The sequence below is a fragment of the Oryzihumus sp. genome (assembly GCF_036391795.1).
GTDB lineage: Bacteria > Actinomycetota > Actinomycetes > Actinomycetales > Dermatophilaceae > Oryzihumus.
Window position 1 is genome coordinate 21,319 of sequence record NZ_DASVZH010000255.1, and the last position, 10,946, is coordinate 32,264.

General features: G+C 72.7%; 13 protein-coding genes. 4 read left to right on the top strand and 9 right to left on the bottom strand.

Annotated features, from left to right (window positions below; all coding sequences use genetic code 11):
• Position 1: 1 nt before the first annotated feature.
• Together VF825_RS15710 and VF825_RS15715 are read right to left on the bottom strand one after the other, a co-directional pair.
• Complete coding sequence (locus VF825_RS15710) at positions 2 to 487, bottom strand: GNAT family N-acetyltransferase (RefSeq protein WP_331115001.1); 486 nt, start codon at positions 485 to 487, stop codon at positions 2 to 4.
• A 10-nt stretch (positions 488 to 497) separates the two neighbouring features.
• Positions 498 to 1,361, bottom strand: coding sequence for an alpha/beta hydrolase (locus VF825_RS15715; RefSeq protein ID WP_331115003.1), 864 nt, complete (start codon positions 1,359 to 1,361; stop codon positions 498 to 500).
• 124 nt (positions 1,362 to 1,485) lie between these two features.
• Between VF825_RS15715 and VF825_RS15720 the strand changes: the two genes are divergently transcribed.
• Complete coding sequence (locus VF825_RS15720; protein WP_331115005.1) at positions 1,486 to 1,716, top strand: hypothetical protein; 231 nt, start codon at positions 1,486 to 1,488, stop codon at positions 1,714 to 1,716.
• 19 nt (positions 1,717 to 1,735) lie between these two features.
• On the opposite strand, the gene VF825_RS15725 is transcribed toward VF825_RS15720, so the two are convergent.
• Positions 1,736 to 2,692, bottom strand: coding sequence for a CapA family protein (locus VF825_RS15725; RefSeq protein WP_331115007.1), 957 nt, complete (start codon positions 2,690 to 2,692; stop codon positions 1,736 to 1,738).
• A 176-nt stretch (positions 2,693 to 2,868) separates the two neighbouring features.
• Between VF825_RS15725 and VF825_RS15730 the strand changes: the two genes are divergently transcribed.
• The gene (locus VF825_RS15730) at positions 2,869 to 4,170 is read left to right on the top strand and encodes a multicopper oxidase domain-containing protein (protein WP_331115009.1); all 1,302 of its coding nucleotides are present in this window, start codon (positions 2,869 to 2,871) and stop codon (positions 4,168 to 4,170) included.
• Between the two features lie 174 nt (positions 4,171 to 4,344).
• On the opposite strand, the gene VF825_RS15735 is transcribed toward VF825_RS15730, so the two are convergent.
• From VF825_RS15735 to VF825_RS15755, 5 genes are all read right to left on the bottom strand, one after another.
• Complete coding sequence (locus VF825_RS15735) at positions 4,345 to 4,845, bottom strand: VOC family protein (protein ID WP_141789712.1); 501 nt, start codon at positions 4,843 to 4,845, stop codon at positions 4,345 to 4,347.
• Between the two features lie 9 nt (positions 4,846 to 4,854).
• On the bottom strand, positions 4,855 to 5,670 hold the full coding sequence (locus tag VF825_RS15740; protein WP_331115013.1) for a maleylpyruvate isomerase family mycothiol-dependent enzyme: 816 nt from the start codon (positions 5,668 to 5,670) through the stop codon (positions 4,855 to 4,857).
• Positions 5,671 to 5,681: 11 nt separating this feature from the next.
• Complete coding sequence (locus VF825_RS15745; RefSeq protein ID WP_331115025.1) at positions 5,682 to 6,740, bottom strand: maleylacetate reductase; 1,059 nt, start codon at positions 6,738 to 6,740, stop codon at positions 5,682 to 5,684.
• 66 nt (positions 6,741 to 6,806) lie between these two features.
• Positions 6,807 to 7,622 (bottom strand): hypothetical protein, encoded by an 816-nt coding sequence (locus tag VF825_RS15750; protein ID WP_331115015.1) that lies wholly within the window; start codon positions 7,620 to 7,622, stop codon positions 6,807 to 6,809.
• A gap of 5 nt (positions 7,623 to 7,627) precedes the next feature.
• On the bottom strand, positions 7,628 to 8,152 hold the full coding sequence (locus VF825_RS15755) for a 2'-5' RNA ligase family protein (RefSeq protein WP_331115017.1): 525 nt from the start codon (positions 8,150 to 8,152) through the stop codon (positions 7,628 to 7,630).
• A 66-nt stretch (positions 8,153 to 8,218) separates the two neighbouring features.
• Here VF825_RS15755 and VF825_RS15760 point away from each other — a divergent pair, with 66 nt between their 5' ends.
• Together VF825_RS15760 and VF825_RS15765 are read left to right on the top strand one after the other, a co-directional pair.
• Positions 8,219 to 9,508 (top strand): alkaline phosphatase family protein, encoded by a 1,290-nt coding sequence (locus VF825_RS15760; RefSeq protein WP_331115019.1) that lies wholly within the window; start codon positions 8,219 to 8,221, stop codon positions 9,506 to 9,508.
• Positions 9,505 to 10,629, top strand: a complete 1,125-nt coding sequence (locus tag VF825_RS15765; protein ID WP_331115021.1) for an alkaline phosphatase family protein — start codon at positions 9,505 to 9,507, stop codon at positions 10,627 to 10,629. The genes VF825_RS15760 and VF825_RS15765 overlap by 4 nt, the downstream gene beginning before the upstream one ends.
• A 94-nt stretch (positions 10,630 to 10,723) precedes the next feature.
• Here the strand turns inward: VF825_RS15765 and VF825_RS15770 are convergent.
• Positions 10,724 to 10,946: S-adenosylmethionine:tRNA ribosyltransferase-isomerase (locus VF825_RS15770; protein WP_331115023.1), on the bottom strand; the 223-nt coding region annotated here is incomplete at its 5' end.

A 10,946-nucleotide genomic window follows, 5' to 3' on the forward strand; every position in this document is an offset into this window, starting at 1 on the left:
GTCAGAGCTCCCGGTACATCACGTGCAGGCCCACCAGGCCGTGTCGGGGGTGGTCGAACGCCTCCGGCACCGTGCCGATGAGGGTGAACCCCAACGCCTTCCAGAGCATCACCGCAGGGGTGTTCGTCTCGACCACGGCGTTGAACTGCATGCTGCGGTAGCCCGCCCCACGCGCCCACTCCAGGACGTGCTCGCCCAGGAGGCGGCCCACCCCACGGCCGGCGGCAGCCGGGTCGACCATGAAGCTCGCCGTGGCCACGTGGGAGCCGCGGCCGGGCCGGTTCGGGCCCATCTTGGCCGAGCCGAGCACCCGGTCGCCGTCCACGGCGACGACCGTGCGCCCGGGCGGCTGCTCCATCCACCACGGCCGGGCGGTGTCGACGTCGAGGTCGAGGGGGAAGGCGTAGGACTCCCCCGCCGCGACGATCTGCTGGAAGAACGGCCAGATGTGGGGCCAGTCGTCGTCGGTGGCCTCGCGGATGATCACGGCCGCGACGCTACCTTCCGGCCTGCCCGTCCCGCACCGTCCTTCGCGCCTCCTCGACCCGGTCCAGCCACTCGTGCACCAGGGCCTCGAACACCGTCTGCTGCTCGATCTGCACGTTGTGGCCGGCCCGGTCGAGCACCGCGAACGTGGCTCGCGGGTAGCGCTCGAGCACCTGCCACAGGTCGCGGTAGCCGGTTGAGCTGTCCTGCCGCCCGGTGACGAAGACCGCCGGCCGGTCGAACGGTGCCTCCCCGTCGAGCGGGAACGTCCCGGTCCACGACTCCCGAATGCGGTCCAGCGCCACGACGTCGGCCGCCTCGAGACCGGTCACGACCTCCTCCTGGGTGCGCCGCCACGTGACCGCGTCCTGCACGACGGCGATCTCGTCGAACTCCTCGCCGCCACCGCCGATGCTCGCCATGAACTCCTCATCACGGTGCAGCACCCGGTGCCCGGGGACGTCCCGCTCGGCGTGCTCCGCGACGACCATCGGCGCCACCAGGGCGAGTCCCTCGACGCGACCCGGCTCCGCGGCGGCGAGCCCACGCGCGAGGTAACCGCCGAAGCTCTCCCCGCACACGACATACGGGCCGGTCGGCACCAGGGCGGCCACCGCTGCCTGCACCACGCGGAAGACGTCGTCGGTGCCGCGCACCCAGTCCGGGGCGACCGTGCGGCCCATGCCGGGCAGGTCGAGGTAGATGCGACGCCACTCCCGCCGGCGCTCGAAGACCGGCTCGAAGCAGCCGGTCATCAGCCGGTGGTCAGGGCTGAACCCGTGCAGCAGCACGGCGGTCGGCACGTCGGGACCCGCCGCCGGGCCGTGGGTCACGTGGTGCACCTGGACGCCGATGGCGTCGACGAAGTCGCTCACGGGCGGAGAACCTAGGGGACCGCGCCGACACCGGCGCCGGGCACCCGCGGTGAGGCAGGGCACACCCACGACAGGGCCGGAGGTCCCGTGCCAACCGACCCGCCCCGCTGCAAGGCTGTGCGCCATGGCTTCCCCCCAGTCGATGCGACGGCGGGTCCGGCTCGATGACGAAGGCCGGGTCCACGTCCCCACCACCCGCTACATCGACAACCTGCTCACGACCCACTGGGACGAGATGGTCCTCGACCCGGACGAGGCGCTGGACTTCTTCCGCTCGGGCCTCGTCGCAGTGGAGCAGCTGTGTCCCGACGTCGCCACCCACGGCCCACGCAGCGGTCGCCGGCGCGGCGTCTGACGCCCGTCTGACCCTGCGCTCAGGGCAGCACCAGCTCCAGCCGGTCGGCGGTCCCGGTGACCGTCGACCCGAGGGCGGAGCAGGCCCGGCGCATCCGGCGTTCCACCCACCGGGCGTCGTCGCCGGTGGCGACGTCGGTGTGCGCGTACTCCAGCCGCAGCGGCACCGCCTCGGCGCGGGCCAGCTGCGCGCCGTCCAGGGTGACCAGCCACAGCACGCCGAGGTCGTTGCGCAGCCGCGGGTCGACGGCATAGTCGTCGAGGAAGTCGCCGAGGTCGAACAGCACCGGGGCCGCCGCGCCGTGGAAGACGTGCGCCGAGTGGCCGGCAACGAGCGTGGCCCCGGCCGTCACGAGGGCCCGCGCCGCGGCCCGCACGTGGGCCGGGGGCTCCCTGGTCATGTTCGGTCCCCAGTGCGGCGTCACCAGCACCGCCCCGGTATGCCGTCCGGCCGCCACCGCGTCGGTCACCCACCCGGGCACCCCGGCGGGCAGGTCCGCCCACGCCACGCCGGGCCGGTCCGTGCCGGCGGCGTACTCCTCCGGATGGTCGGTCACCCCGACCACCGTGAGCGACTGGCCGCCGACGGTGACCCGCGCCGGGGCGCGCGCCTCGGTCTCGTCCTCGCCGGCGCCGGTCACCGCGATGCCGACCGCCCGGACGAGGTCGATCGTGTCGAGCAGCGCCTCGACGCCGTAGTCCAGCGCATGGTTGTTGGCCAGGGTCACGCAGCGCACGCCGAGCAGGGTCAGTGCCTCGAGAGCCCGCGGCGGGGCCCGGAAGTGGAAGACCCGCCCGGGCCAGGGCCGGCCCCGGGCGGACACGCAGCACTCGAGGTTGAGCACCACCCCGTCCGTGCCGTGGACGACCTCCAGCAACGCGTCGCCGAACAGGTCCCGCACCCGGTGGTCGGCCAGGTGCGCGCCGACGCCCCGCCCGAGCATGGTGTCGCCGGCGAGCGCCAGGGTGACCGTCACCCTCCTACGCTCGGCCGCGCCCGGTGCCGGGGGCAGAGGACTATGTCCCGGGGCGGCGGCGTCCGGCGATTGCGGCAGGCCGCCTCATCCGATCGCCGGATCTGTGTGTTTGCTGTGAACGCGACCATCGGGCGAAGTGGGCGTTGAGCGGGCGCCCCGTCGGGCGGAGGTTCGCCATGAGGATGCTGTTGCTGGCGGGGTGTGTGCTCGTGTGGGTCGCCTCGGTCCTGTGGGCCGTGCGCACCGGGCCCGAGCGGTCGCGCAGGGCGGCCAGGTGGGTGGCGCTCGGCGCCACCGGCACCCTCGTCTCGGCGTTGGGCCTCGGGCTGGCGACGGGGTCCGCGGAGGCGGGGACCGGGCATACCGGCCACGCGGCGGCGGCCGCGCCGGCCAAGGGCGCGATGACCGGTGACGGCTACTGGCAGCAGGTCGGCGGGGCGCCGTTCCACCCGACCGGCCGGGTGCGCACCTACTACGTCGGCGCCGACGAGGTGGAGTGGAACTACGCCCCCACCGGCAGCAACCAGGTCACGGACAAGGACTTCGACGACGTGGCCGACGTCTTCGTCAAGCGCGGGCCGGCGCGGATCGGCTCGACGTACCTCAAGTGCCTGTACCGGCAGTACACCGACGCGACCTTCACCCACCGCAGCGCGCCGACGTCCGACGACGCCTACCTGGGCTTCACCGGACCGGTCATCCGCGCTGAGGTCGGCGACACGGTCAAGGTCGTGTTCCGCAACGGCTGCTCGGTCGGCGCGAGCGTCCACCCGCACGGCGTCTTCTACCAGAAGGCCTCCGAGGGGGCGCCCTACGCGGACAACACCTCCGGCCAGGACACCCTCGACGACGCCGTGCCCCGCGGCGGCCGGCACACCTACACGTGGCTGGTGCCCGACCGGGCCGGGCCCGGTCCGCACGACGGGTCCTCGGTGATGTGGATGTACCACTCGCACACCGACGAGGTCGCCGACACCTACGCCGGGCTGCAGGGCTTCATGGTCATCACCGCCAAGGGCATGGGCCGGGCCGATGGCAGTCCGAAGGACGTGGACCGTGAGGTGTTCGAGCTGTTCTCGGTGATGAACGAGGGCGGCAGCTCCTACCTGGCCGAGAACATCAAGCGGTACGCCCAACCAGCGCCGGCACCGGATGACGAGGGCTTCGAGGAGTCCAACCTCATGCACTCGGTCAACGGCTACGTCTACGGCAACCAGCCGCTGCTGACACTGCAGAAGGGCGAGCGGGTGCGGTGGTACGTCATGAGCATGGGCACCGAGGTCGACCTGCACACCCCGCACTGGCACGGCAACGACGTGCTCGTCGGCGGGATGCGCATGGACGTGGTCAACCTGCTGCCGGCCTCGATGATCGTGGCCGACATGGTCCCGGACAACGCGGGCACGTGGCTGTTCCACTGCCACGTCAACGACCACATCAGCGCCGGGATGATGACCCGCTACCGCGTGGTGACCTGACCTCAGCCTCCTGTGGCGTGGAGCCGGAGCTCCGGGCGGCCGCGTCGACCGGCGACGCGAGGCTGAACCGCCCGGCATACCGGCTCTGCCGCGGAAGACGGCGCCCTGCCGAGGTTCTGACCTCGGCAGGGCGCACCGTTGCGCGGCAGAGCCGGACCGCGCAGCGGCGCCAGGTCAGAGCACCGAGGTGCCGTACATCTCCCCGAGCGGGTCGGCGATGAGCTCCAGCCGCGCGCCGTCGGGGTCGCGGAAGTAGATCGAGGTGCCGCTCTCCTCCTGGTAGTCCACGCCGGCCTCGCGCAGCTTGCCCTTGAGCCGCTCCCACTTCTCCGGCTCGACCGAGATGGCGATGTGGTGCAGCCCGCCGAGCACCTCGGCGTACGGCCCGACGCCCAGGCCGGGGAAGTCGAAGAACGCCAGCAGGTTGTTGTTGCCGATGTCGAAGAAGAAGTGGTTGGAGCCCTTGTAGTCCCGGTTCTCGAAGATCTCGGTCAGCGGGAACTCCAGCAGCTCCTGGTAGAAGCGGATGGTGGCCTCCACGTCGGAGCAGACCACGGCGAAGTGGTGCAGCCCGCGCGCCGAGGACGCCGGCCGCTCCCGCGGCGAGCGCAGGTAGGTCGTGCGCAACCGCTCCCGCTCGGCGTCGATGGCGGCCAGGTCGATCTCGCTGGTCATGCGACCTCCTCAGATCCGGAAGAACAGGTTCAGGAAGCGGTCGGCCACCGTGCGGTCACCGCGGACCGTGCCGCCGTGGCAGCGGCCGAAGGCGGTGAGCACGAAGCTTCCCGCGTCGAACTCGAGCACGGTCAGGTCGGCGAGGTCGCCGGCCGCGTAGGACAGGCCGTCCGGCCCCACGCTCACCCGGGTGTCGCCGGCGTTGGCGCCGCTGGCGACGCGGATGCCGATCTCGAACGGGGCCGCCTCCGGGTCCGGTGCGGCGGTGGCCGACCAGAGGACGAACATGTACGGCACGAGCAGGTCGGCGACCTCACCGGACAGCGCGTGCTCGCGGCCGCCGCCCTCACGGATGTCCCACGTGTGCACGCCGTAGTCCATGAGCTGGAAGGCCGCGTAGAAGTGCGCCGGCAGCCGCCCCATGTAGTAGTGCGGCACGTTCAGTCCGGTCCAGTCCTCGGGGCTCAGCGCCTCGAGCAGGCCCATCATCTTGGCGAAGTCGGTCCGGCCGCGTTCGACGAGCTCGGCCTGCGGCACCTCCCGGAACGAGCGACCGCGCTCACCGGCCCGTTCGGCCATGCCGCGCACACCGTAGGCAGGCTCCACCTCCAGACCGCCGCGCGCCGCGTCGAAGCGCTCGAAGTAGTTCTCGGTGACGTCGACGAGGTGGCCCACGAGGTCGCGCACCTGCCACTCGGCACAACCGGTGGGCGCCTCCCAGGCCCCCGGCCGCTCCGCGAGCGCGTAGAAGTCCTCGGCCTCGTGGCGCACGACGCGCAGCAGCGTGTCCTTGCCCTCGTAGGTCATGCCGTTCCAGCTGCCCATGTCTGCCTCCTTCACCCAGCAGGGCCCGGTGCGCTGCCGCCGGGCGCGCGCCCGTGGAAGGCGTCGTCCAGCAGCCGTCGCAGCGATGCGACGTCCACCGGCCGTGGGTTGCGCTCCCCCACGGCCGTCACGGCCCGCTCGGCCGCCTCGTCCAGGCCGCCGGCCGGCATGCCGATCGCGGCCAGGGAGGGCGGTGCGGCCAGGGTGCGGGCGAGGTCCCACAGCCCCCGGGCCGCGTCGTCCTCGCGCAGCCCCCGCGCGACGGTCGCCACCGCGTCCGGCGCCGCGTCCGTGTTGTATGCCGTGACGTGGGGCAGCAGCACGGCGTGCGTCGCGCCGTGGTCGAGTCCCCACGTGCCGCCCAGGACGTGGCACAGCGTGTGGTGCAGGCCTCCCCCGGCCACGGCGAAGGCCGTGCCGGCGAGCCACGCGCCGAGCAGGGCGTCGTCCCGGTCGGCGACCTCGCCCGGGTTCCACGTCGCGCGCGGCAGGGCCGCGGCCAGCAGGTGGATCGCCTCTGCGGCAAGCAGGTCCGTCACCGGGGTCGCGTCCGGGGACCAGAGCGCCTCGACGCAGTGGGCGAGCGCGTTGAGCCCGGAAGTGGCCGTGGTCGACGGTGGGAGGCCGGCGAGCAGCTCGGCGTCGTAGACCACGACCCGGGGCAGCGCACGCAGGTCGCGACCGGTGCGCTTGTGCTCCCCGGTGACGCCCCACACCGGGGTCGCCTCGGACCCGGCGTAGGTGGTGGGCACGGCCAGCAGGGGCAGCCCGGTCTCCAGGGCGACCGCCTTGCCCAGGCCGGTGGCCGACCCACCGCCGATCGTCACCACCGCGTCGGCGTCCTGGCCGCGGGCGAGGGCCACCGTGTCGTCGGCGAGCGCCTGCGGCACGTGCTGGCGGACCTCGTGCACGCGCGCGGCCAGCCGGGCACCGAGGCGGTGGGCGAGGTCGTCGGCGCGGGTCTTGGCCGAGGCCGAGGCGATGAGCAGCACCCGCCGGGACCCCAGCGCCTCCAGCTCGGCGGCCACGCGGGCGAAAGACCCCACGCCGAAGACGACCCGCTGCGGCAGGGCGGGTGACTCGAAGTGGCGGGTCGCGGTCGTGGCGGTCTCCCCGGGTCGTCCTCGGCAGCGAGCCTACGCTCGCCGGCCCCGCGCCGGATCCTCCTCGAGGGTGGGGACGAGCCGGGCGAGGACGGCCACGGTGACCAGGGTGAGCACCCCGATCGGGACCACAACAGCCCACGTCGCGGTTTCTCCGCGCCACGAGGCGACGAGTGGCGTGAGGAGGATCGGCAGCCCGGTCAGGACGAGGAACAGCAGGAGGCCGGGGGCGAGCGCCAGGCCGAGCGGGCGTCGTCGCAGCACCAGCACGCCGGCCGCGACGACCGCAGGGAGGAAGAAGGACAGGTCCAGCACGTGCACCGGGTTCGCCGGCAGGCCCAGCTCCCGTGCGCTGGATGGCACCGTTCCGCGGACCACCGCCGGCAGCAGCTCGGAGAGCCAGAGCAGGGCGAACAGCACCCCGACCACGACGAGGAAGAGCCCGACGGTGCGGCGCGGCACCCGGTCGGACCATGCCAGCGCCGCCGGGTCGAGCCGGTGCAGGCCGGCACCGAGCGCCGCCACGGACAGGCCGAGGACCGCCATCCACAGCAGCGACAACCGGCCGACGTGGATCGTGAACGCGTAGATCACGTAGTTGTAGACCGTGAAGGCCAGGGCCCCGAGCCACAGCAGCCACGCCCGGTCCGACCCGCGAAGGACACCTGCTGCCAGGACGAGCAGCGCCGGCCCGACGACCACGAGGTCGACGACGTCCTGGGCCACCGCCTGCTGCACGAACACGGTCACCTCGCGGCCGTACACCGCGTCCGCCCAGACCAGCCCGGCGAGGTTGCCCAGCATGGCCAGCCCCGCCGCCACCATCGACACCCGCGCCCACCGGTCCACGGCACTCACTCCTGCGCGGCCAGGGCCCACTCGCGTCTGGCCTCGCTGTCCCAGCGGCGGGCGGACACGGCATACCCGTCGGTCTCCTCCGAGCCGTGCAGCACGGCGAGGGCGATCCCCACCTGCTCGGCGCTCATCCGGTGCGCCAGGGTCACGTGCGGGACCCAGTGGCCGGGCCGCATCAGGTCGCGCACCCCGTTGCCGTTGCCGGCGACGGCGAAGACGTGGCGCTGCAGCTGGAGCAGCTCGACCGTGGCGACGAGCGGGCGCACCAGCACGTAGCGGTCGCGCCCGAAGCAGGTGACCGACCCCAGCCGCACCTCCAGTGGCAGCCCGGCGAGGACGTCGGCGAGGCCGAGCTCGCGGTCGGCGGGGATGGCGGCCTGCGCGGTGAGGGTGACGTGCGGGCGGTTCGACGGGCCGGTGTGCAACGCCTGGCTGGGCAGCCCCGCGTCGGCGAGGACCCGCCACTGCGCGAGCACCTGCGCCTCGAGGGCCTCGTCGAGCAGCAGCTCCACCGTCTGCACCACGGGACCATGGTGCCGGACGCCTTCGCCGTGAACGAGTCGTGAACTCCTGGTGTCCGGGATAACCCTTTGCCGGGCAACGCCGTTGACCCGGCCATGGAGATCAGCCGACGACAGCTGCTGGCCGGCACCGGAGCCGCCCTGGGCGCCGCCGCCCTCGAGCAGGCGCTGCCCGCGTCCGCAGCCACGCCGACCCTTCCCGCCCCGGCCGAGTCCGGCATCGACCACGTGGTGGTGGTGATGATGGAGAACCGGTCCTTCGACCACTACCTCGGCTGGCTGCCGGGGGCGAACGGCAAGCAGGCGGGCCTGACGTACACCGACCGCTACGGCGTGACCCGCCGGACCCACCACCTCACCGACACCCAGGGCTGCGCCCACCCCGACCCGGACCACTCCTACGAGGGCGGGCGGGTGCAGTACAACGACGGGAAGTGCGACGGGTGGCTGCGCTCGGGCGACAACGACGAGTTCGCCATCGGCTACTACACCGACGCCGACCTGGCCTTCTACGGCCGCGCCGCCCGCGACTGGACGGTCTGTGACAGCTACTTCTCGGCGATCCTGGCCGAGACCTACCCCAACCGCTTCTACCAGCACAGCGCCCAGACCGACCGGATCCACAACTCCACCGACATCTCGACCATGCCGACCATCTGGGACCGGCTCAAGGACGCCGGGGTCACGGGCACCTACTACTTCAACGACACCCCGTTCCTGGCGCTGTGGGGCGACAAGTACGTCGACATCTCGAAGCCGTACGCGTCGTTCCTCGCCGACGCGAAGGCCGGGACGCTGCCGGCGGTGAGCTTCGTCGACCCCAAGTTCCTCGACGAGTCGACCGGGTCCTCGGCCGACGACCACCCGCACGCCGACATCCGCGCCGGGCAGTACTTCCTCGACCAGGTCTACGAGGCCGTTACGACGTCGCCGAGCTGGGAGCGGACCGCGCTGGTCATCAACTACGACGAGTGGGGCGGCTTCTTCGACCACGTGGCGCCGACGACGGCGCCCGACGCCCACCCCGAGTACGGCAGCCTGCGCGGCTTCCGGGTGCCCTGCCTGGTGATCTCGCCCAGGGCCCGCCGCTCCCACGTGGCGCACGGCGTCTACGACCACACCTCGGTGCTGAAGATGATCGAGTGGCGCTGGGGCCTGGCCCCGCTCACCCCGCGGGACGCCGCCGCCAACAACCTCGCCGAGGTCCTGGACTTCTCCACGGTCAACCTGGCCGCGCCCCGCTACGACGTGCCGCCCTTCTACGGAACCCCCTGCCCGCCGGGGGGCTTCGCCGACTACGAGGACTGGCACGCCCTCAAGGACCTTGCCACCAAGAACGGATGGAGCCTGCCCGCATGATCCGACCCCGACGCCGCACGGCCGCCCTGGCCGCCGCCGCGGCCGCCCTCACCACGCTCGTCGCGGTGGCGACCACCGCCTCTGCCGCCGCCCCGAAGCCCGCCGCCGGCACGGCATACCTGCCTCCAATCAAGCACGTGTTCGTCATCAACCTGGAGAACAAGGGGTATGACGAGACGTGGGGTCCCGGGTCCGCGGCGCCGTACCTGTCGCAGACGTTGCGGTCGCAGGGCGTGCTGCTGTCCAGCTACTACGGCACGGCGCACAACAGCCAGCCCAACTACGTGGCGCAGGTCAGCGGCCAGGGCCCCAACAGCCAGATGCAGGGCGACTGCCAGACGTACTCGGACTTCACCGGGTCCGGGACGGTCTCGCCGGGGCAGGCGGTCGGCTCCGGCTGCGTCTTCCCGACGAGCGTGCCGAACCTGACCGACCAGCTCACCGGCAAGGGGCTGACCTGGCGCGGCTACATGGAGGACATGGGCACGCCCTGCCGGCACCCGCAAATCGGCGCCGTCGACGACACGCAGAAGGCGAAGGTCGGCGACCAGTACGCCACGCGGCACAACCCGTTCATGTACTTCCACTCGGTCATCGACTCACCCTCGTGCGCCGACCACGTCGTCGACCTGTCGGCCCTGCCCTCCGACCTCGGCTCGGCCTCCACGACCCCGAACCTGAGCTACATCACGCCGAACCTCTGCGACGACGGCCACGACTCGCCCTGCGTGGACGGCCGCCCGGGTGGGCTGGCCTCGGCCGACGAGTGGCTCAAGACCTGGGTCCCGCGGATCACCTCCTCACCCGCGTTCCAGCAGGACGGGATGCTCGTCATCACCTTCGACGAGTCCGACGGCCCGCAGTCCGACGCGACCGCGTGCTGCGGGGAGGGCCCCGGGCCGAACGCCGCGCTGCCGGGGATCACCGGGATGGGCGGCGGCAAGGTCGGCGCGCTGGTGCTCTCGCGGTTCACCAAGCCGGGCACGGTGAGCAGCACGTCGTACAACCACTACTCGCTGCTGGCGAGCATCGAGGACCTGTTCGGGGTGCCGTACCTCGGTTACGCCGGGCAGTCCGGGCTCAACCGGTTCGGCCTCGACGTCTACAACGGCTCCGTCTAATCGACCGAACACCGCGAATCCGTCGCTTGGGGCCCGATCCGGGCCCCAAGCGACGGATTTCGCGTGTTCGGTGCGGTCAGAGGCGTATGCCGGGTCAGTCGCCCGCCGCGCCGCAGGCACCGTCACGCAGGAGCAGGGCGCTGTCGCCGAACTCGTGCCACAGGTAGCGCTCGCGCACGGCCTCGGCGTAAGCCCGGGCCACCACGCCCGGCCCGGCGACCGCCTCGAGCAGCAGCAGGTGCGAGGCGCCCGGCTCGTGCCAGCCGCTGATGACCCCGTCCACGGGGCGCGCCGGCCGGTCCGGCCCGAGCACGAGG

Bases quoted from the DNA above. Each gene is read 5' to 3' on its own strand.
- VF825_RS15720 (WP_331115005.1), top strand. From the start codon at position 1,486: ATGGCTTCCCCCCAGTCGATGCGACGGCGGGTCCGGCTCGATGACGAA.
- VF825_RS15735 (WP_141789712.1), bottom strand. From the start codon at position 4,845: ATGACCAGCGAGATCGACCTGGCCGCCATCGACGCCGAGCGGGAGCGG.
- VF825_RS15730 (WP_331115009.1), top strand. From the start codon at position 2,869: ATGAGGATGCTGTTGCTGGCGGGGTGTGTGCTCGTGTGGGTCGCCTCG.
- VF825_RS15740 (WP_331115013.1), bottom strand. From the start codon at position 5,670: ATGGGCAGCTGGAACGGCATGACCTACGAGGGCAAGGACACGCTGCTG.
- VF825_RS15765 (WP_331115021.1), top strand. From the start codon at position 9,505: ATGATCCGACCCCGACGCCGCACGGCCGCCCTGGCCGCCGCCGCGGCC.